14 protein-coding genes are annotated in these 21,295 nt (G+C 71.4%); 7 read left to right on the top strand and 7 right to left on the bottom strand.

Annotation, left to right across the window (positions count from 1 at the left end):
- The first annotated feature begins 72 nt into the window (after nt 1-72).
- Both ACFYOY_RS16750 and ACFYOY_RS16745 read left to right on the top strand, forming a co-directional pair.
- Nucleotides 73-495: a hypothetical protein gene (locus ACFYOY_RS16750; protein ID WP_388587718.1), complete on the top strand. Its 423-nt coding sequence runs from the start codon at nt 73-75 to the stop codon at nt 493-495.
- The gene (locus ACFYOY_RS16745) at nt 492-2,699 is read left to right on the top strand and encodes a tetratricopeptide repeat protein (RefSeq protein ID WP_388587715.1); all 2,208 of its coding nucleotides are present in this window, start codon (nt 492-494) and stop codon (nt 2,697-2,699) included. The genes ACFYOY_RS16750 and ACFYOY_RS16745 overlap by 4 nt, the downstream gene beginning before the upstream one ends.
- Here the strand turns inward: ACFYOY_RS16745 and ACFYOY_RS16740 are convergent, their stop codons facing one another.
- Nucleotides 2,700-4,127 (bottom strand): amino acid permease, encoded by a 1,428-nt coding sequence (locus tag ACFYOY_RS16740; RefSeq protein WP_351882402.1) that lies wholly within the window; start codon nt 4,125-4,127, stop codon nt 2,700-2,702.
- 253 nt (nt 4,128-4,380) lie between these two features.
- Between ACFYOY_RS16740 and ACFYOY_RS16735 the strand changes: the two genes are divergently transcribed.
- Nucleotides 4,381-4,974: a biotin transporter BioY gene (locus ACFYOY_RS16735; RefSeq protein WP_059145689.1), complete on the top strand. Its 594-nt coding sequence runs from the start codon at nt 4,381-4,383 to the stop codon at nt 4,972-4,974.
- Nucleotides 4,975-5,140: 166 nt separating this feature from the next.
- Here ACFYOY_RS16735 and ACFYOY_RS16730 read toward each other — a convergent pair whose 3' ends face one another.
- Nucleotides 5,141-5,776 (bottom strand): DsbA family protein, encoded by a 636-nt coding sequence (locus ACFYOY_RS16730; RefSeq protein WP_351882400.1) that lies wholly within the window; start codon nt 5,774-5,776, stop codon nt 5,141-5,143.
- Between the two features lie 171 nt (nt 5,777-5,947).
- On the opposite strand from ACFYOY_RS16730, the gene pepN (ACFYOY_RS16725) reads away from it, so the two are divergent.
- Both pepN (ACFYOY_RS16725) and ACFYOY_RS16720 read left to right on the top strand, forming a co-directional pair.
- Entirely contained in the window at nt 5,948-8,566 is a 2,619-nt protein-coding gene (gene pepN / locus ACFYOY_RS16725; RefSeq protein WP_351882398.1) for an aminopeptidase N, read from the top strand.
- A 181-nt stretch (nt 8,567-8,747) separates the two neighbouring features.
- A complete protein-coding gene (locus tag ACFYOY_RS16720; RefSeq protein ID WP_351882396.1) occupies nt 8,748-9,773 on the top strand; it encodes a hypothetical protein in 1,026 nt (341 codons plus the stop codon).
- 67 nt (nt 9,774-9,840) lie between these two features.
- Here the strand turns inward: ACFYOY_RS16720 and ACFYOY_RS16715 are convergent, their stop codons facing one another.
- Complete coding sequence (locus tag ACFYOY_RS16715) at nt 9,841-11,574, bottom strand: TIGR03767 family metallophosphoesterase (protein WP_351882394.1); 1,734 nt, start codon at nt 11,572-11,574, stop codon at nt 9,841-9,843.
- 315 nt (nt 11,575-11,889) lie between these two features.
- Between ACFYOY_RS16715 and ACFYOY_RS16710 the strand changes: the two genes are divergently transcribed.
- Both ACFYOY_RS16710 and pepN (ACFYOY_RS16705) read left to right on the top strand, forming a co-directional pair.
- Nucleotides 11,890-12,915: an aspartate-semialdehyde dehydrogenase gene (locus tag ACFYOY_RS16710; protein WP_351882392.1), complete on the top strand. Its 1,026-nt coding sequence runs from the start codon at nt 11,890-11,892 to the stop codon at nt 12,913-12,915.
- A 160-nt stretch (nt 12,916-13,075) separates the two neighbouring features.
- Nucleotides 13,076-15,646, top strand: coding sequence for an aminopeptidase N (pepN, locus tag ACFYOY_RS16705; protein ID WP_351882390.1), 2,571 nt, complete (start codon nt 13,076-13,078; stop codon nt 15,644-15,646).
- A 325-nt stretch (nt 15,647-15,971) separates the two neighbouring features.
- On the opposite strand, the gene ACFYOY_RS16700 is transcribed toward pepN (ACFYOY_RS16705), so the two are convergent.
- The 4 genes from ACFYOY_RS16700 to ACFYOY_RS16685 form a co-directional block, all read right to left on the bottom strand.
- Nucleotides 15,972-17,798, bottom strand: a complete 1,827-nt coding sequence (locus ACFYOY_RS16700) for a tetratricopeptide repeat protein (protein ID WP_351882388.1) — start codon at nt 17,796-17,798, stop codon at nt 15,972-15,974.
- A gap of 78 nt (nt 17,799-17,876) precedes the next feature.
- The gene (locus tag ACFYOY_RS16695; protein ID WP_351882386.1) at nt 17,877-18,851 is read right to left on the bottom strand and encodes an acyl-ACP desaturase; all 975 of its coding nucleotides are present in this window, start codon (nt 18,849-18,851) and stop codon (nt 17,877-17,879) included.
- Between the two features lie 342 nt (nt 18,852-19,193).
- Nucleotides 19,194-19,436, bottom strand: a complete 243-nt coding sequence (locus tag ACFYOY_RS16690) for a hypothetical protein (protein WP_014060726.1) — start codon at nt 19,434-19,436, stop codon at nt 19,194-19,196.
- 95 nt (nt 19,437-19,531) lie between these two features.
- Nucleotides 19,532-21,277, bottom strand: a complete 1,746-nt coding sequence (locus ACFYOY_RS16685; protein ID WP_388587707.1) for an alpha-L-fucosidase — start codon at nt 21,275-21,277, stop codon at nt 19,532-19,534.
- Nucleotides 21,278-21,295: the final 18 nt, after the last annotated feature.

Below are 21,295 nucleotides of genomic sequence, written 5' to 3'. Positions count from 1 at the left end.
AGTGGCCTGATCTGATCCATGCGCGGGGCGAACGGCGGACCTATGATCAAAGGTCGCTCGAAGGGGGAGGGCATGGATCCGCAGATCGCCGATCTCGCCAGGACGGCGGGCACCACCATGGTCACGTTGATGGCCACCACCGCCTGGGAGTCGACCAGAGACGGCCTCGTCTCGCTCTGGCAGAGGTTCCAGCCCGCCAGAGCCGACGGCATCGGCGAGGAGTACGAGGCGAGCCGCGCCGATCTGCTGCTCGCGCGCGAGACGGGCGATGAGGACTCCGAGGCGGAGCTGGCCGCCGAATGGCAGGGACGGGTGCGCCGACTGCTGGTGGCCCAGCCGGAGGTGGCGGATGAACTGCGCCGCATCCTGGACGAGTTGAACCCCCATCTCCCCGATCAACGACCCGCCGTCGGCGAGATCCACATGACGGCCGAGGCGTCCGGCAGCGGCCGCGTCTACCAGGCCGGCCGCGACCAGCACATCACCGGACGATGAGCGGGCCGGGCCCCATCGACGGCCGCGCGTCCGGCCAGGGCCGGGTCTTCCAGACCGGCGGCGACCAGTACATCCAGGAGCACCACCACCACTACGGAGCCGGAACCGGGTCCCTCCTCGCGCCCCAGCCGGTCGGCCCCCGGCCGCCCCAGGGCGCGACGGTCCCCGACTCCGTACGCGTGCCGCTCGTCGGGCGGACACCGGGCATCCTGCGGGACCGCGCCGACCTTATGGAGCGGCTCCGAGCGGCCGTCACCGGCCCCGGTGGCGACGTTCACGTCCTGCACGGCCTGGGCGGCTGCGGCAAGACGGCGGTGGCGCACGCCCTCTTCACGGAGGCCGTAAGGGACCACGGACGCATCGGGCTCTGGGTGAACGCCTCGGAGCGGATCTCCCTGCGCGCGGGCATGCTCGCCGTGGCGGGCGACCGGGGCGCCACCACCGGGGAGTTGGCCGCGGCGACCAGCGGCCAGCGCGCCGCCGCCGACCTGGTCTGGCACTACCTGGACCACTCCGCCCAGCGCTGGCTGCTGGTCCTGGACAACGCCGACGACCCGACGGTCCTGGAGGAGGGCGGCTGGCTGCGCACCAGCCCGCTCGGCACGGTCCTGGTGACCACGCGGCACGCGACGTCGCCGCTGTGGCGGGGCACCGGGTCGGCACGGCACCCCGTCGGGGTGCTGCCGGAGGCCGACGCGGCACAGGTCCTCTGCGATCTGGCCCCGGACGCGGGTACCGTCGAATCGGCCCAGAAGGTGGCGCGACGGCTGGGCTGTCTGCCGCTGGCCCTGACCCTTGCGGGTTCGCATCTGTCGCATCAACTCCTGGAGTCGTGGTCGATGGACGAGTACGACCGGAAGCTGAGTGAGGACTCGACGGCACTCGTCGACCAGGGCGCGGCGGGCACCGGCTCCAGCCAGTCCCGTCATCTCGTCGGCCGTACCTGGCAGCTGTCCCTGGACGCCCTCGCCGGGCAAAGCCTGCCGGAGGCCACGACCCTGCTACGGCTGCTGTCCTGCTGGGCGGCGGACCCGGTGCCGCTGTCGCTGCTGATGCCGGTGGCGCGGGGTGAGGTGGATTTCGGCCACCTCGACCCGCCGCTCGCGGCGGACCGGGTCGAGCCCGCCCTGCGCGGACTGCTCGACCACTCGCTGATCGGCATGGTCGAGGCGGACGGGCGTCGGTGCGTACAGGCTCACGGGGTGCTGCTGGACAGCGTCGCGGTCGGGGTTCCGGAGGAACAATGCGTTGCGCTGGCCGAGGCGGCGGGGCGGTTGCTGGAGGCGGCGCTGCCGCCGGAGGACGATGAGTCCGGCCAGGCGCGTGCCGAGCTGCGGCTGTTGGTCCCGCATGCCGCGCGTCTGCTGCACCTGATTCCCCAGGAGGAGACCGCCCGGTTGGCCGTACGGACCGCACGACAACTCCACGAGGCTGGAGATGTGACGGGGGCGCTGGCCATGTCCCGCTCCATCGCGGATACGGCGGAACGCTCGCTGGGCGCGGAGCACCCCATCGTCTTGGGCGCACGCGATGTGCTGGGGCGCGCGCTGCACCGTCTTGAGCGTTTCACCGAGGCCGAAGCGGTCCACCGCAGGGTGCTAGAAGGACGCGAACGGGTCCTCGGCCCCGACCACCCCGACACTCTGCGCAGTTGCTTCGCTCTCAACATGCCGTTGGACCTGCTCGACCGGGACGAGGAGGCGGAGCAACTGCTCCGCCGCGCGATCGAGGGCCAGCGACGAGTGCTCGGGGAGGACGCCGCGGAGACGCTGGCCAGCCGGGCGCAGTTGCTGGAGGTGCTCGCTGAACTGCGCAAGGAGGACGAATTCGACGCGGAGGCGAGCGTAGTGGTCGAGGCGTGCGAACGCGCCCTGCCGCCGGACCATCTCACCACCCTGATGGCCCGCCATCTCCACGCCTTCGGCCTGTACAACTTCGAGCGACACCGGGAGGCCGAGCCACTCGCCCGCCGCACCTTGGCCGACCGGACCAGAGTGCAGGGCCCCGAGCATCCGCTGACTCTCTCGGCTATGTTCCTTACCGCTGTCATCGCGTACAACCTGGGCGAGCTGGACGAGGCGATCGGCCATCTTCAGCAGCGTGACGAGCTGCTCGTACGAGCACTCGGCGACGAGCACTCGATTGTCACCAGGGGGCGTAAGCGGCTCGCCGCCTGGCAGGCCGAAGCCCAAGTCCAGCCCTGATCAGCCCTCCTGCCGCGCCGCCGCCGTCCGCTGCCGTACGTATCCGATGATCGCGAGGGCGATCGCCATCACGGCCGTGGCGTACAGCTGGCTACGGGTGTCGCTCTCGCGCAGCATCAGCACCAGCACCCCGACCGTCGCGGCCAGCGCGACCCAGGTCAGGTAGGGGAAGAGCCACATCTTCACCACGAGCTTTTCCGGGGCCTCGCGCTGCAGGCGGCTGCGCATGCGCAGCTGGGCGGCGGCGATGAAGCCCCAGACCACCAGTACCGCGGCGCCGACCATGTTGAGCAGCCACTTGAAGATGGTGTCCGGCCACCAGTAGCTGAGCAGCACCGCGACGAAGCCGAAGAAGGAGGAGGCGAGCACGGTGAGGCGGGGGACGCCACCGGTGACCCGGCCCAGGAAGGCGGGGCCCTCGCCGCGGGTGACCAGGGAGTAGGACATGCGGGAGGCGCCGTAGATGTTGGCGTTCATCGCGGAGAGCAGCGCGATCAGGACGATCACGTTCATGATGTCGCCGGCCGCGGGGATGTCGAGGTGGTTGAGGACGGCCACGTACGGGCCCTCCGCGACCACTGCCTTGTCGTTCCACGGGATCAGCGTGACCACGACCACCATCGAGCCGACGTAGAAGAGGGCGATGCGCCACATCGCGGTGCGCACCGCGCCCGCGACGCTCTTGACCGGGTTCTCGGACTCGGCCGCCGCGATCGTCACCGTTTCCAGTCCGCCGTACGCGAAGACGGAGGCCAGCAGGCCGACGACCAGGCCGTTCACCCCGTTGGGCAGGAAGCCGCCGTCACCGGTGAGATGGGAGCCGCCGGGGGCGTCGGTGCCCGGCAGGACGCCGAGGATCGCGAGTACGCCGAGGACGAGGAAGATCGTGATCGCGGCGATCTTCAGCGCGGCGAACCAGAACTCGAATTCGCCGAAGTTGCTGACCGCCGCGAGGTTCGTCCCGCAGAACATCGCCATGAAGAGGGCGACCCACATCCAGGAGTCGGTGCCCGGGAACCACTGGACCATGATCCCGGCCGCGCCGATCGCCTCGGCGGCGATGCCCACGCACAGCAGGATCCAGAACATCCAGCCGACCGTGAACCCCGCCCAGGGCCCGATCGCCCGCTCGGCGTGCACGGAGAACGACCCGGAGGCCGGGTTGGCCGCCGACATCTCGCCGAGCATCCGCATCACGAGCATCACCAGCAGCCCGGAGAGCGCATAGGCCACCACGATCGACGGACCGGCGGCGGCGATTCCGGCGCCGGAGCCGACGAACAGCCCCGCGCCGATCACACCCCCGAGGGCGATCATCGACAGATGGCGCTGCTTGAGGCCGTGGGAGAGCGGTGGCGTGGCGGTCGCGCCCGCGCCGGTCGCCTCGGCGGTGCCGGATGGCCCGGAGGACGCGGATGTCCGGTTCATTCTTCTTCTCTGTCCCTTACGAGGCGGGCGGGCGGATGCAAAACGTCCCTAGTGTGAAGGGCGCGTCCTATCAGGACAACATCACGGCCAATCTTTTCTGGATATCGGACACCGACGTCACGCTCCGTATCGGGTGTCTCTGCCAGAAGCCGCCAAGCCGATGCGTCCGGCTTTGTGGTCATCCGACGGTGTCCGGGTCCCGGGGGTTGGGTTAGCGTCGCGGTATCCACCCTCTGACCTGGGAGCATCGCTGATGAGCACGGTTTCTGCCGCCGCCACACCCGGTACGGTCCTCGCGGACGCGGTCTTTCCCGCCCGGCGCGTCCTGGCCCGGGACACCGCGCTGGTCATCGGGGGCGCCGTGCTCACCGGTCTCGCCGCACAGATCTCGGTGCCCGTCCCCGGCTCGCCGGTGCCGGTGACCGGCCAGACGTTCGCCGCCCTGCTGGTGGGCACCTCGCTGGGCGCCCGGCGCGGCTTCCTGTCGCTGGCGCTGTACACCCTGGTCGGCATGGCCGGTGTGCCGTGGTTCGCCGAGGGCAGCTCCGGCGCCGCCATGCCGTCGTTCGGCTATGTGCTGGGCATGCTGCTGGCGGCGACCGTGGTGGGCGCGTTGGCCCGGCGCGGCGGCGACCGCGGGGTGCTGCGCACCGCGGGCACCATGGCGGTCGGCTCGGCGGTCACCTACGCCGTGGGCGTCCCCTACCTGGCGCTGGCCACCCACATCTCCCTGGGCGAGGCGGTCGCGGCCGGGCTCACCCCGTTCCTGATCGGGGACGCGCTGAAGGCCGCGCTGGCGATGGGCGCGCTGCCGGCCGCCTGGAAGCTGGTGGGCCGCCGGGGCTGAGCCACCCGTACGCCGGGGCTGAGCCACCCGTACGCCCGGGCACAGCGCCCGGGCGGGGCCACTCAGCCGCCCATGCGTGAGCCCATGCATGGGCGGCCGGGACGTGAAAGGGCCCCCGCGCGGTCGACTCGCGCGGGGGCCCTGCCGTGGCGGCGGTACAGGGGGGTCAGTCGAAGATCGGGCCGACCGTACGGGTGCGCTTGATCTCGTAGAAGCCGGGGATCGAGGCGACCAGCAGCGTGCCGTCCCACAGCTTGGCGGCGTCCTCGCCCTTGGGGGCTGGGGTGACCACCGGGCCGAAGAAGGCGACCTGCTCGCCGTCGGAGCCCGGGACGGCGATGACGGGGGTGCCCACGTCCTGACCGACCAGTTCGATGCCCTCCTTGTGGGAGGCGCGCAGCTCGGTGTCATACGCGTCGGAGTCGGCGTAGTCGGCGAGCTCGGCGGGGAGACCGGCCTCCTCGAGGGCGGCCACGATCGTCTCGCGGTTCTTCTCCAGGCCCTGGTTGTGGAAACGGGTGCCGAGGGCGGTGTAGAGGCGGCCGAGGACCTCGCTGCCGTGCTTCTGCTCGGCGGCGATGCAGACCCGGACCGGGCCCCAGGCGGTCTTCAGCAGCTCGCGGTACTCCTCGGGCAGCTCATCCAGCTTGGGCTCGTTGAGCACGGCGAGGCTCATGACGTGCCAACGCACCTCGACCGGGCGCACCTTCTCCACCTCGAGCATCCAGCGCGAGGTCATCCAGGCCCAGGGACACAGCGGGTCGAACCAGAAATCAGCAGGAGTCTTGGCAGTCTCGGTCACGGTTTCTCCTCGAGCGGGCGCGTCGTAGTCGCAAATGAATAGAGAGCTGACTACCTCACCCAACGCGGGCGGGAGGGGAGCCCATTCCCCGATACCGGCTGTCGGTGCACCGTGACATGATTTCCGCTGTCCGATATCCGAGATGCGAGACATTGCCGAGGGAGTCGCGTCGTGCCCGGTGAGAACCTGACCCGTGACGAGGCCCGTGCGCGGGCCAAGCTGCTGGCCGTCGAGCGTTACGAAGTGGCGCTCGATCTGCGGTCCGCGGTCGGTGAGCACACCGGGTCCGGGCCGCGCACCTTCCGCTCCACGACCACGATCCGCTTCCGCTGCGCCCAGCCGGGCGCGGCGACCTTCGCCGATCTGCTGGCGCCCTCGGTGACCTCGGTGCGGCTCAACGGGCGGGAGCTGGACCCGGCGGCGGTCTTCGACGGCTCCCGGATCGCGCTGGACGGGCTCGCCGCGAAGAACGAGCTGGTGGTGGACGCGCAGTGCGCCTACAGCCGGACCGGCGAGGGCCTGCACCGCTTCGTGGACCCGGAGGACGGCGAGGTCTACCTCTACACCCAGTACGAGCCGGCCGACGCCCGCCGGGTCTTCGCCAACTTCGAACAGCCGGATCTCAAGGGCCCGTTCACCTTCTCGGTGACCGCCCCGGAGGGCTGGACGGTGCTGAGCAACGGGACGGTGGACCGGGTGGAGCAGTCCGGTGCCGGCGATGGCGCCGCGACCAGCCACTTCGTCCCGACCCGGCCCATCTCGACGTACATCACGACCGTGCTCGCCGGTCCGTACCACCACGAGAGCGACCTCTACCGCCGCACACTGCCGGACGGCTCCGAGCTGGAGATCCCGCTGGGCGCGCTGTGCCGCAAGGGGCTGGCCAAGCACTTCGACGCGGACGACATCTTCACCGTCACCAAGCAGGGCCTGGACTTCTTCCACGACCACTTCGACTATCCGTACCCGTTCGGCAAGTACGACCAGGCGTTCGTGCCGGAGTACAACCTCGGCGCGATGGAGAACCCGGGCTGTGTGACCTTCCGGGAGGAGTTCATCTTCCGCGGCAAGGTCACCCAGGCGTCGTACGAGGGCCGGGCCAACGTCATCCTGCACGAGATGGCGCATATGTGGTTCGGCGACCTGGTCACCATGGAGTGGTGGGACGACCTGTGGCTCAAGGAGTCGTTCGCCGACTTCATGGGGGCCTTCGCCCTGGTCGGGGCGACCCGCTTCACCGATGGCTGGATCACCTTCGCCAACCGCCGCAAGGCCTGGGCCTACCGCGCCGACCAGCTGCCGTCCACCCACCCGGTCACGGCCGACATCCGTGACCTGGAGGACGCCAAGCTCAACTTCGACGGGATCACGTACGCCAAGGGCGCGTCCGTCCTCAAGCAGCTGGTGGCCTACGTCGGACAGGACGCCTTCCTGGAGGGCGCGCGGCGCTACTTCAAGCGGCACGCGTACGGCAACACCCGGCTGTCGGATCTGCTGTCGGTGCTCGGCGAGACCTCGGGGCGGGACATGGCCACCTGGTCGCGCGCCTGGCTGGAGACCGCGGGGGTCAACGCGCTCACCCCGCAGGCCACCTATGACGCCGAGGGGCACATCACCGAGCTGGCGGTGGAGCAGCAGGCCGCCGAGAGTCACCCGACGCTGCGGCCGCACCGCGTGGCCGTGGGGCTGTACCGCAAGGAGGCCCCGGCCGGTGAGCGCCCCGGGGCGCTGGTGCGCTACGCCCGCGCCGAGGTGGACGTCGACGGCCCCCGTACGGTCGTCCCCGAGCTGACCGGCGCCTCCCGGCCCGATCTGATCCTGGTCAACGACGACGACCTCACCTACTGCAAGATCCGCTTCGACGAGGGGTCGCTGGACACCCTGCGCCAGCACCTGGGCGAGCTGACCGACCCCCTCGCCCGCGCGCTGAGCTGGTCCGCGCTGTGGAACCTCACCCGTGACGCGCTGCTGCCCGCCCGCGACTATCTGGAGCTGGTGCGGCGGTTCGCCGGGGCCGAGAGCGACATCGGCGTGCTGCAGATGGTCCAGGCGTGGGCGCTGTCCGCCCTGCACCACTACTCGGCGCCGGACGCGCGCGAGGCGGCCGGCGCCCAGCTGGCCGAGGTCGCGCTGAGCGAGCTGCGGCTGGCCGAGCCGGGCAGCGGGCATCAGCTGGCCTGGGCGCGCTTCTTCGCCCAGGTCGCCGTCGCCGACTCCGAGCTGCGGATGCTGAGCGGGCTGCTGGACGGCACGGCCCGGATCGACGGGCTGGATGTGGACCAGGAGCTGCGCTGGACGTTCCTGGCCGCGCTGGCCGCGAGCGGCCAGGCCGACGAGGCGCTGATCACCGCCGAGCTGGCGCGCGACGACACCGCCTCCGGCAAGCGCCACCAAGTGCGGTGTCTGGCCGCCCGGCCCTCCGCCGCGGTCAAGGCCGAGGCATGGGACGCGGTAGTGGAGTCCGACCGCCTCTCCAACGCCCTGGTGGAGGCCACCATCTCCGGTTTCGACCAGCCGGCCCAGCGGGATCTGCTGGCGCCGTACGCACCGCGCTACTTCGAGGTGATCGAGCGGATCTGGCAGGAGCGGTCGATCGAGATCGGGATGGCGATCGTGCGCGGGCTGTTCCCGTCCGCCCAGGGCGACGCCCGCGCCCTGGACGCCGCCGACGTCTGGCTGGACGGCCACCCGGCCGCGGCGCCCGCGCTGCGCCGACTGGTCCTGGAGGCGCGCGACGACCTCGCCCGCGCCCTGCGCGGGCAGGAGTGCGACGAGAGGGCGTCCGTCTGAGGCATACGCCGACCCTCGGATGCCCGCGCGGCGCCCCCGGCGACCGCCGGGGGTCCGGGCGCCGGGACGGGGAGCTCTTTCGGCATTCGAACTGCCGTACTTTAGTGCGGGGTTGTCCGCTTTTGTCGACGACTCTGTAACAGGGGTTAGCGGGTGCGGCGGGCGCGGGAATGGCGGGGGCATGAGCCACAACACGCCGCTGTCCCCCCGCCCTCTCCACCACCTCTCGGACGTCCAGCGCCGGGTGTTGACGACCCGTCAGCTCCGCGAGCACGGTGTGACCGCGTCCGTCGCCGCGGAGCGCAGCCGGGCCGGCGGGCCCTGGCAGCAGATCCTGCCGGGCGTCCATCTGCTCCACCCCGGCCCGGCGACCAGCGAGGAGCGGCTGCTGGCCGCGCTGCTGTACACCGCGAGCCGCGGCCAGGGTGCCGACGGCTCGGCGCCGGGCGGCGGCGAGCCGCACGGCGAGGCCGTGATCACCGGGCTTGCCGCGCTCGCCATGCACCACTTCTCCTCCGCTCCCCCGCTGGCCTCCCTCGACCGGATCGACGTCCTGGTGCCGCGCACCCGGCGGCTGCGCGCCACCGGCTTCGTCCGCTTCGTGCGGGCCGGCACCCTGCCCGCCCCCCAGTACGTCGCGGGAGTGCCCACCGCCCCGGTGGCCCGTGCCCTCGCCGACGCCGTCGCCCGGCTCACCGACGCCGTTCTGGTCCGCAGACTGCTCACCGAGTCCGTGCGCCACGGCCACTGCGAGGCCACGGCCGTCGTCGCGGAGCTGAACTCGGCCCGGCTGCTGTCCCGGCCGCATGTCGTGGACGCCGTGGACGCACTGCTCGCCGAGGGCCGGGCGATCGCCGAAGGGCGGCTGTACGACATGATCCGCGGCCACCACCTGCCCGAGCCCCTGTGGAATGTGGAGCTGCGGCTGCCCGGCGGGCCCGCCCTCGGCGGGGTGGACGCCTACTGGCGTGAGCAGGCGGTGGCGGTGGAGATCGACACCCGGGCGCCGCGCCAGGACGAGGAGGTCTGGCGCGGCGGTTTCGGCCGCAAGCGCGAGCACCTGGAGCGGCTCGGGATCACAGTCGTGCGCGTCACCCCGAAGAAGCTCCGGGAGACCCCGGAGGAACAGGCCGCGGTGGTCCGTACCGCCCTGATCGCGGCGGCCGACCGCGACCCGGCCTCCTATGTGGTGGTCCTGCCGCGCTGACGTCCCGATGCCCCGGCGCGGAGGCGGGGCATCGGACCACCCGGTGCGGGCGGCTCAGGACCAGGGCTCAGGGCTTGCGCAGCAGCAGCTCGGTGTTGCGGTCCGTCGCGTCACCGGCCAGCTTCTGGCTGGCGCCGGGCGCGTTGAAGGACAGCTCGCGGTAGAGCGCCGCGAGCCCGGTCTGGGACAGGTCCGAGAAGTCCGTGCGGTGCGGCGCGGCCGACTCGATGAGCGTGGTGAACAGGGAGATCGTGCCGTCGTGGTTGTCCACGACCTCGAACACCCGGGCCAGCTGGGGGAAGTCCACATGCGAGGCGGTGGTGATCTCCCAGAAGGTGCCGCGCGGGGTGATCTCGTTCTGGTGGCTGTGGCCGTTGATCCAGGCCAGCACCTTGGGGTGGCGCTGGAACAGGGCGACGACCTCGTCCCCGCCGTGGCGGGCCTCGCCCGGCCGGCCCGGGTCGCGGTTCATGTTGTCCAGGCTGCGGCTGTAGTGGTGACTGAAGACGATGACGTAGTCGTCCTTGTGGGCCTTCAGGGTCCGCTCCAGCCAGCGCAGTTGGGCGGTGCCGAGCGACCCGGTGTAGTGGCCGCCCGGGTCGGTGGTGTCCAGGCTGATGCCGATCACGTTCTCGGAGACCCGGAACGAGTAGTAGAGGGTGCCCTGCTCGAGGTTGTCCTTGGTGTAGCCGTGGCCGACCGGGCCGGGGCCGGTGGCGGCCGGGTCGAGGTGCGCGGCCAGGTACTCGGCCTGGGTGAAGGGCGCGCGGCGCTCGTCAGGGGTGACCGTGCGCATGTCCTTGGCGTGCGCGTCCAGCAGCTCCTTCATCTGGACGCCCTTGGGGTCGTCCCCGACCCGCGTGCCCTTGAAGAGCCGCTCGGCGTCATCGGCCGGGATGATCTCCAGCTTGCGCTTCCCGGTGGCGAGGTCCGCGTAGAAGTTGTGGCCGAGGGAGTAGACACCGCCCGCCAGATCGTCGTGGTTGCCGATGGTGGAGTACCACGGCAGCCGCAGCCCGGGGCTGTTGACGGTGCGCAGCGCGGCCTTGAGGAAGCCGTCGATGCGCGGGAAGCCGAGCTTCTTGTCGGCGTCGCGCAGCGCCTCCTCGGGGTGCCAGAACTCCTTGAGCCCGCTGTTCTGGACGCCCTCGTAGTGGCGCGGATCGCCGGTGTTGGGGGTGATCCGGCCACCGTTCATCGCGGCCAGGAACCAGTCCAGCTCGATCTTGGCGTTGTTGTCGGTGTTGTCGCCGGTGGTCATGACGAACGACAGCGGCGCCCCGGTGGCGGGCCCGCCGCGCAGTCCGTTGATCCGCTCGACGAGCGAGGCGACCCCGGCGATGGTCAGCGCCTCGTGCGGCCGCCACGCCCCGGCGCGCCCGCTGCGCAGGAACTCGTAGCGCATCGGGTGCTGGACGTCGGTCAGGTGCAGATCCGTGAGCTGGACGAACGAGGCGAGCGCGGTGCGCCGGTCCTCGCGGCCGCCCTTGGCGCCGGTGATCTCGGTACGGACCTCACGGGCCCAGGCGGGGCCCCCGGCGAGCCGCCGGTAGCCGGTGGCACCCTGCGCGGCGGAGAACGTCTCCAGCGTCGTACCGGCCGTCGAGGGCGCCGCCGGGGCCTGCACCACTCGGCGGCCCGCGGCACGCGCGGTGGCGGGCTGCGTGGCGTCGGCCGAACCGCTGCCGGGCCCGAAGGCGAGCCCCAGACCGGCCGTGGCACCGGTGGCGGCGGTTGCGGTGAGGAAGGTACGCCGGTCGAGGTGAGCGACGGCTGCTGCGGCGGACCGTATGCGGGACATGCGCGATCTCCCCGAGTGGACACGCGGAAACGGGCGGGCAGCGACGCTGCCCTCACCTCGGATCGTTGGCATCGGGAATGGCCTGGCGGTGAACGAGGCGGCAACGCCGGTCGCCGATCTCCACACGTGGATCTTGGCGGTAGCAAACGGTCATCGCGCCCTTGTGAACAGGAATTCTTCTCCTCACCCGGCGTTCATCCGCCCTGGGAACCGCCCCCGCCGTGGGATAAATCACGGGACGGTAACGGACCCGCCTGAGACACTTGCCAGGAGGGTAGGCGCCTCGAACAGGCACAACCAAGGAAAAGGGCTGATATGAGGATCGGAATCGTCGGAGCGACCGGCCAGGTCGGCGGAGTGATGCGCAGGGTGCTCGCCGAGCGTGACTTCCCGGCCGAGCAGCTGCGGCTGTTCGCCTCCGCCCGCTCGGCCGGCCGCACGCTCCCCTGGCGCGGCACCGAGATCACCGTCGAGGACGCCGCCACGGCCGACTACTCCGGTCTGGACATCGTCCTGTTCTCCGCGGGCGGCACCACCTCCAAGGCGCTGGCCGAGAAGGTCGCCGCACAGGGCCCCGTCGTGATCGACAACTCCTCGGCCTGGCGGATGGACCCCCAGGTGCCCCTGGTCGTCGCCGAGGTCAATCCGCACGCCGCGGTGGACCGTCCCAAGGGCATCATCGCCAACCCGAACTGCACCACCATGGCCGCCATGCCCGTGCTGCGCCCGCTGCACGCCGAGGCCGGGCTCACCGCCCTGGTGGCCACCACCTACCAGGCCGTCTCCGGCTCCGGGCTGTCCGGCGTCGCCGAGCTCGACGGCCAGATCCGCAAGACCGCCGACCGCGCGGCCGAGCTCACCCACGACGGCGCGGCCGTGGACTTCCCCGAGCCCGAGGTGTACGCCCGCCCGATCGCGTTCAATGTGCTCCCGCTGGCCGGGAAGATCGTCGACGACGGCCGGTTCGAGACCGACGAGGAGCAGAAGCTCCGCAACGAGAGCCGCAAGATCCTGGAGATCCCGGAGCTGAAGGTGTCCGGCACCTGTGTCCGGGTGCCGGTCTTCAGCGGCCACTCGCTCCAGGTGAACGCCCGCTTCGAGCGTCCGATCAGCGTGGAGCGCGCCTCCGAGCTGCTGGCCGCGGCCCCCGGCGTGGCCCTCTCGGAGATCCCGACCCCGCTCCAGGCCGCGGGCCAGGACCCCAGCTATGTGGGCCGGATCCGGGTGGACGAGACGGTCGAGCACGGTCTCGCGCTGTTCCTCTCCAACGACAACCTGCGCAAGGGCGCCGCGCTGAACGCGGTGCAGATCGCCGAGCTGGTGGCGGCCGACCTGAGCTGACGCCCACGCCTCGTCCGAGGGGGAGCGGCCGGCCGCTCCCCCTCGGTGTTCCTCCCGTTCAGTCGCCCTTTGGCCTACCGACTCCGACCGGCCGACGTGCGAGGATGGCCATCCGCCTGACGCATGGCGTACCGCACATGACGAACGGGAGTTGGCCGACGTGCCTGGCACCAACCTCACAAGGGAGGAAGCGCAGCAGCGGGCGCGCCTCCTCACGGTGGACGCGTACGAGATCGAACTGGACCTGAGCGGCGCCCAGGAGGGCGGTACCTACCGCTCCGTGACCACGGTGCGCTTCGACGCCGCCGAGTCGGGCGCGGAGTCGTTCATCGACCTGGTGGCGCCCACGGTGCACGAAGTGGTGCTCAACGGGGACGCGCTCGACCCGGACGAGGTCTTCAAGGACTCGCGGATCGCGCTGCCGGGGCTGCTGGCCGGGCGCAATGAGCTGCGGGTGGTCGCGGACTGCGCGTACACCAACACCGGTGAGGGACTGCATCGCTTTGTCGACCCGGTCGACCAGCAGGCATACCTCTACACCCAGTTCGAGGTGCCCGACGCCCGCCGGGTGTACGCCAGCTTCGAGCAGCCCGACCTGAAGGGCACGTTCCAGTTCACCGTGACGGCGCCCGAGGGCTGGACGGTGATCTCGAACTCGCCGGCGCCGGAGCCGAAGGACAACGTCTGGCGGTTCGAGCCGACCCCGCGCCTGTCGACGTATGTCACCGCGCTGATCGCGGGCCCGTACCACAGCGTGCACAGCTCGTACGAGAAGGACGGCCGCTCGGTGCCGCTGGGCATCTACTGCCGTCCCTCGCTCGCGGAGTACCTCGACTCGGACGCGATCTTCGAGGTGACGCGGCAGGGCTTCGAGTGGTTCGAGGAGAAGTTCGACTACGCGTACCCGTTCGCCAAGTACGACCAGCTCTTCGTGCCGGAGTTCAACGCGGGCGCGATGGAGAACGCGGGCGCGGTGACCATTCGCGACCAGTACGTCTTCCGCTCCAAGGTCACCGACGCGGCGTACGAGGCGCGTGCCGAGACCATCCTCCACGAGCTGGCCCATATGTGGTTCGGCGATCTCGTCACCATGGAGTGGTGGAACGACCTGTGGCTGAACGAGTCGTTCGCCACCTACACCTCGATCGCCTGCCAGGCCCATGCGCCGGGCAGCAGGTGGCCGCGCTCCTGGACCTCCTTCGCCAACTCCATGAAGACGTGGGCCTACCGGCAGGACCAGCTGCCGTCCACCCACCCGATCATGGCCGAGATCAACGACCTGGACGACGTCCTGGTCAACTTCGACGGGATCACGTACGCCAAGGGCGCTTCGGTGCTCAAGCAGCTGGTCTCGTACGTCGGGATGGACGAGTTCTTCAGCGGCGTCCAGGCGTACTTCAAGCGCCACGCCTACAAGAACACCCGGCTGTCGGATCTGCTCGGCGCGCTGGAGGAGACCAGCGGGCGCGATCTGAAGACCTGGTCGAAGAAGTGGCTGGAGACGGCGGGCATCAATGTGCTGCGGCCGGAGATCGAGACGGACGCGAGCGGCACCGTGACCTCCTTCGCGGTGCGGCAGGAGGCCCCGGCGCTGCCGCCGGGCGCCAAGGGCGAGCCGACCCTGCGGCCGCACCGCATCGCCATCGGGCTCTACAACCTGAACGCCACCGGCAAGCTGATCCGCTCCGAGCGCATCGAGCTGGACGTGGACGGTGAGCTGACCCAGGTGGAGCAGCTGATCGGCGCGAAGCGCTCCGCGGTGATCCTGCTCAACGACGACGACCTCACCTACGCGAAGGTGCGGCTGGACCCGGACTCGCTGGCCGTCGTCACCGAGCACCTCGGCGACTTCGCGGAGTCGCTGCCGCGCGCGCTGTGCTGGGCCTCGGCCTGGGACATGGTCCGCGACGGCGAACTGGCCACCCGCGATTATCTGGCGCTGGTGCTCTCGGGCATCGCCAAGGAGTCCGACATCGGCGTCGTCCAGTCGCTGCACCGCCAGGTGAAGCTGGCCCTGGACCTGTACGCGGCGCCGGCCTGGCGCGAGACGGGCCTGGCCAAGTGGACCGAGGCCACGCTCGACCATCTGCGGGCGGCGGCGCCGGGCAGCGACCACCAGCTGGCCTGGGCACGGGCCTTCACCGCGACCGCCCGTACGGGCGCGCAGCTGGACCTGGTCTCCGGCCTGCTCGAGGGCACCGAGACGATCGAGGGCCTGGCCATCGACACGGAGCTGCGCTGGGCGCTGCTGGAGCGGCTCGCCGCCACGGGGCGGGCGGACGAGGCCGCCATCGCGTCGGAGCTGGAGCGCGACAAGACTTCCGCGGGCGAGCGCCACGCCGCGACGGCGCGGGCCGCGCGGCCGACGCCGCAGGCCAAGGCGGAGGCCTGGGCGTCGGTCGTGGAGAGCGACAAGCTCCCCAACGCGGTGCAGGAGGCGGTGATCGGCGGTTTCGTCCAGACCGATCAGCGGGAGCTGCTGGCGCCGTACACGGAGAAGTACTTCGCGGTGGCGAAGGACACGTGGAACAGCCGCAGTCATGAGATGGCGCAGCAGATCGTGGTGGGGCTCTACCCGGCGCTGCAGGTCTCGCAGGAAACCCTGGACGCCACGGACGCATGGCTCGCGTCGGCCGAGCCCACGGCGGCGCTGAGGCGTCTGATGACGGAGTCCCGGGCGGGCGTCGAACGCGCCCTGCGCGCCCAGGCCGCGGACGCCAACGCGGACTGACCCGGTTGCGGCGCGGTGCGGGGCCCAGCGCCCCGCACTGCGCCGCCCAGTTGTGAGCAACCGTCCCGCGGGGCGAAGCGGTGCGCTGTCTTCCTGGTTGTGGGCAATCGTCCCGCGGGGCGGGACGGGTGGGCACGACCTGGCCACCGGGCTGCGGCCGGCCACGCGCCCCGGCCAACGATCAGCTGGGCCGCACCGGCTTAGCCCCGTCTCTGGTCAACGTTTCGTCGGCGAGTGCGGGCCGGTGGGCGGTTTGTGCCCACCCGTTCCTCCCCCAGCTACCACTGGGGGGTGCCCCCTGATGGAACGAATGCCCACAAACCGGTTACCTAGGGTCGGGCATGGCCAGGCCGGCCATCGGCCCGTATTGGCGCAGGAGGTCCGGGTACGCCTCGGCCGCCACCCGAAGCCACCGCTCCGCCTCCTCCACCCGCCCCAGCCCCCGCAGGGCCTGCGCGAGCCAGTACGGCGCCTCCTCGTGCTTCCCCTCGCACGCCACCCTGAGCAGCGGCTCGGCCTCGCCGTAGGCACCGCGCCGAACCATGCTGCGCCCCGCGAGAAACGCGGGCGGCACCAGACCGCTGCGCGCGGCGCGCACGTACCAGCGCTCGGCGTGCTGCGGGTCGCCGCCCCGCTCCTCCGACGTCCAGCCGAGCCACCACGCGGCCCGCCCATGCCCGAGGTCGGCCGCCCTGCGGAACCAGATCTGGGCGGTGCGCCGGTCCCCGGCCTCGTCGTGGATGCGGCCGATGTCGTACGCGGCCCCCGCGTCGCCCTCCGCCGCCGCGGGCTCGTAGTACGGCACCATCCGCAGCCCCGTGGCGCCGCCCACTTCGTGCAGCATCCGGCCGAGGGCGAGCAGGGCGCGCGGGGTGCCCGCCGTTCGGTACCACTCGGCGGCCTCCGGGAGCCGGTACAGCCGGTCGAGCGCGTCGGCGTACGCGTACCAGGCGTCCGGGCCGCCCTCCTCGGCGCGGGCCCGCAGCCCAGGCAGGCGTTCCTCCCACTCGGCGGGCGGCATCCGCTCGGGGTCGGCACGGATCGCGGCGATGTCCTCCAGCGCCCTGACGATCCGCTCCTCGCCCTCGTCGAACGGGCCCCTGTCCTCCGCATCCACACCCACGGCACCCTCGGCACCGTCGAGCCCCGTGGCCCGCAGCCATCGCTCCGCCTCGTCCAGCCGCCGCTGCCGTACGCACAGCACACCGAGGTTGAAGCAGGCCCATATGTGGCCGCCGTCCGCCTCGTCGGCCGTGCGGTACCACTCCTCGGCGGTGCGCAGTTCGCCGTTCTCCTCCGCCCAGACGCCGAGGACGTACGCCGCACCGTCGTAGCCCCGCTCATGGGCGCGTTCGACCAGGGCGCGGGCCTCGTCCCAGCGGCTGTCGTCGCGGGCGATGAAGAGGGCCTGGTCCACCAGTGCCTTGGCACTGCCGACCGCGGCCGCCCGGGCGTACAGCGCCTCGGCCTCCGCGACCATCCGGGGGTAGCGCGCGAACATCGCCTTGCGCTCGGGATCGAGCAGGTCGCGCAGCGCCTCGTACGCCTCCTCGGGGTCGCCCTCGGCCTCGGCCCGGGCGAGGGCCTCGCGCCAGCCGTCCAGGTCCTTCAGCATGTTCTGGATGGCCCGGCGGGTGTGGGTGGCGATGTCGTCGCCCTGGGCGGACGCCTCGGCCAGCCGCTCCAGCGCGGTGTCCCATTCGCCGCGGGCGGCCAGCAGCACGGCGCCGTTGGTGGTGCACTCGACGCTGCCGAGCGCGGCCCCGTGCTCGTACCACGTCTCGGCACCGGCCGTGTCGCCGGCCTCGTGCAGCAGCCGGGCCAGACCGAACGCGCAGCCGCCGTCGCGATCGGCGGCCGTGCGGTACCACCGCTCGGCCTCGGGGAACTCGCCGCGGTCCTTGTGACAGATCGCGAGCGTGCGCGAGGCGTCCGCGTCCCCGGCGTCGGCGGCCCTGGCCCACCACGGCAGGGCCTCGTCCAAGCGGCCCTGGCCGGTGAGGAGTTCGGCGTAGGCCCGGTACGCGCCCGGCTTCCCGGTGGCCGCGGCGGCCCTCAGCCGGGCCGCCTCGGCCACCAGATCCACCGCCGGACCCGGCTCCTGATCCGCTCCCGGACCCGCCTTCTGATCCGCCGCCATCTGGTCCGCCATGGCGGGCATTTCACCGTGAGCCGCGCCGGACGTCCCTTGCGATGAATGTTCGACCATCACCCGATGGTGCCAGAGTGATCACGAACGTTCGGCACGGGCCCTGCGACGGGCCAGCAGCGCCTCGCGCCGCTCGTCGAACTTGGTGGCCTGATCGTCCAATCCACCCATGTAGAGCCCCAGTTCCTCCTGCGCCTTGAGGCCCTCCGGGCCGAGCCCGCCGATCTCCAGGACCTTCAGGAAGCGCAGAACGGGCTGCAGGACGTCGTCATGGTGGATACGCAGGTTGTATATACCGCCAATGGCCATCTGGGCGGCGGCGCGCTCGAAGCCGGGCATCCCATGACCCGGCATGCGGAAGTTGACCACCACATCGCGGACGGCGCCCATGGTCTGGTCGGGGGCCAGCTCGAACGCCTTACCGAGCAGGTTCCGGTAGAAGATCATGTGCAGGTTCTCGTCGGTGGCGATGCGCGCCAGCATCCGGTCGCAGACCGGGTCGCCGGAGTGATGGCCGGTGTTGCGGTGCGAAATGCGGGTGGCCAGCTCCTGGAAGGCGACATACGCCACGGTGTGCAGCATGCTGTGCTGGTTGTCCGACTCGAAGCCCTCGGACATGTGGGCCATGCGGAACCGCTCCAGCTCCACCGGGTCGACGGCGCGACTGGTCAGCAGGTAGTCACGCATCACGATGCCGTGGCGCCCCTCCTCCGCCGTCCAGCGGTGCACCCAGGTGCCCCAGGCGCCGTCCCGGCCGAAGAGGGTCGCGATCTCGTGGTGGTAGCTGGGGAGGTTGTCCTCGGTGAGGAGGTTGACCACGAGCGCGATCCGGCCGACGCCGCTGACCTTGGACTGGTCGGGCGCCCATGCCTCACCGCCCATGACACCGTCGAAGTTCCGGCCGTCGCTCCACGGGACGTACTCGTGCGGCATCCACTCCTTGGCGACCTTCAGATGCCGGTTGAGCTCGGTCTCGACGACCTCTTCAAGTGCGTACAGGAGCTGGGTGTCGCTCCATACGGCCTGACCGTGGCGGTGGGCAGGGGCGAGTGTCACGGTGAAGCTCCAGGGGACGGGGACGACGGGCTTTACCTACGGACCCGTAGGTTACGACACCGTAGGTTAAAGCGAAAATAAACGGCCCGGGGCTTGCGGATGGCACACGGTGAACTCGGCGTGACACGGTCGCACTTGGGGATTCGGGGTCGCAAGAGCGGCGCGGCGCGGATGGCCTACCCGGTACGGACCGGCGGCCGCAGACGGCCCGCCCCCTACACGGCCGGAAAAGGGTCACGCCACGCGCGGCCGGAGGTGGCCCGCCCCGTACACGACAAGAGCGCCCCGGCCGGATGGCCGGGGCGCTCCGCAGCGGCGTGCGCGCTTCGTCGATCGATCGCCTCAGTCGGTCTGCTTACGGGACTTCCTGTCTCCCGCCATCACCAGACCCGCGATCACCAGGAAGAGAATGATCGGAGCGGCGACATAGAGGCCCAGCGTCTCGGCGACGCTCAGGCCCGGACCCGGGTCGTCACCGTCGTCGCGGGTGAGCGCGAACGCGGGGGACGACATCAGCAGCATCGCCGTCGTCGCGGCGATGACTGCACCGGCGCGCACGGCGTTCTTTTTGACCTTGTTGCTCACGGACTCAAGTTATCCGACGCCCCCCGGCGCCGCGTGCCCGGGGTGGCCTTTACCACCGTGTTGAGATGGCCATGACCGCGTCCTCGGAAGTCGGCTCAGCGGCGGCCCGCCGCGCTGAGGTGGACGGTGGGCGGCAGCAGCCGTGGCGCGGCACGGGAAGCGAGGACCCGCACCCGCAGCCCATCGGCGGTGACGGGCGCGGCCAGCGGAAGGACGCGCCGGGCCCCGACGGTCGTACCGGAGGCGATCTCCCGCCATGTCCCCGCCACCCGGGCCTGCACGGTGAACTCCTCCACCCGCTGTCCCCGGCGGATGTCCTCGCCGAGCCGTACCCGGTCGAAGGTCACCGGATGGCCGGTGGCCGGCCGCGCTCCGGTGCCGTACGTCGTCCTTACGGCTTCGCCGAAGGCCGTAAGGGAGGCGATGTCGGTGTCGTCGATCCGGCCGTTCTTCGCCGGTGGGACGTTGAGCAGCAGCGAGGCGTTGCGGCCCACGCTGCGCTCGTACAGCGACATCAGCTGGGCGGGGGTCCTGGGCCGCTCCGCGGGATCGTGGAACCAGCCGGGGCGGATCGAGACATCGGCCTCGGCCGGATACCACTGCAGATGGCGCACGCCCGGCGCGGTCAACTTCGCGCGCGAGCCGATGTCGGCGTCGGTGGAGTCATTGGGCAGCCCACCGCCCACGACCGTCCAGGGATCGACGGCGGACGGGGTCACCGACCATTCGGTCTCCCGGGCGATGCCGTCCTCGTTGCCCACCCAGCGCACGCCCTGCGCGCCCTGGAAGACCACGGCATCCGGGGAGAGCGCGCGGATCAGCTCGAACCAGTTCCTGACGTTGTAGTTCTGGGTGACGCCCGCACCGCCCCAAGGGTTGGCGCCGTCCAGCCAGAACTCGTCGATGGGGCCGTACTGCGTCAGGATCTCGTAGATCTGGTTGAGGTAGTACGCGTCGTAGTCGTCGGCGGTGAAGCGGAAGGTGGGCAGCGCCCCGGAGGCGACCTTGTCCGCCCGGTCGTCGCCGGGGACGAGGGTGGGGATGGCGCGCTCGGTGGGCTTGCTGCCGTCGCCGTAGCGGCCCTGGCCGGCGGGTGCCCGGTCGCCGTCCTCCAGGGCCATGCGCTCGGGCAGCGACAGTTCCTCGCCGTTCTGCTGCTTCTCGCGGATCTTCTCGACCCACTGGGCGTGCCAGGCGTGCGGCAGCTCGGCCCCGTCGGCGGGCGAGAGATAGACGCCGACCTTGAGTCCCGCCTTACGGGCGGCCTTGACGTACGCGCCCAGCACATCGCCGTCGGGATTCCGACCGCCGGGGCCGTTCGTCCACCAGGGGCTGGCCTCGACGTCGTGGTCCGTGTAGCGGCTCGGGTAGAGCACGAAGCCGTCGTGGTGCTTGGCGGTGAGCATGACCTGCTGCGCGCCGGCGGCCTTGTACGCCCGCATCCACTGGTCCATGTCGAGCTCGGGCGGGTCGAAGAGCTTCTCGTCCTCGGCCCCGGAGCCCCACTGGCGGCCGGTCATGGTGTTCATGCCGAAGTGGGTGAAGGCGGTGATCTCGCGCTTCTGCCAGGCCCGCTGTCCGGGGGTGGGGACGGTGTGGACGGCCTTGTCGATGACGCGGGCGGGGGTGTCGCAGTCCTCGACCGTCTGCTGCGGGGCGGGGGTGACGGGCCCCTGGCATGCGGCCCGCGCGACGGCCTGCGCGGGGGCGGCCTGCGCGGGGGCGGGAGGGACGGCGGCGGCCGCGAGGGCGGCCAGGGCGAGGGCGCGGAGCGCGCGCAGCGCGCGACGTCGTCCCCGTGGTCGGTGGGTGCCGGGCGTTCCGCCCAGGGGTCGGGCCATGGTCCCCTCCAGCTCTCC

It is taken from the genome of Streptomyces sp. NPDC007875, from assembly GCF_042868035.1.
In the GTDB taxonomy this organism is placed as follows: Bacteria; Actinomycetota; Actinomycetes; order Streptomycetales; family Streptomycetaceae; genus Streptomyces; species Streptomyces antimycoticus.
Note: the sequence above shows the minus strand (reverse complement) of the source record. Positions and strands in the feature narration are given on the sequence as shown.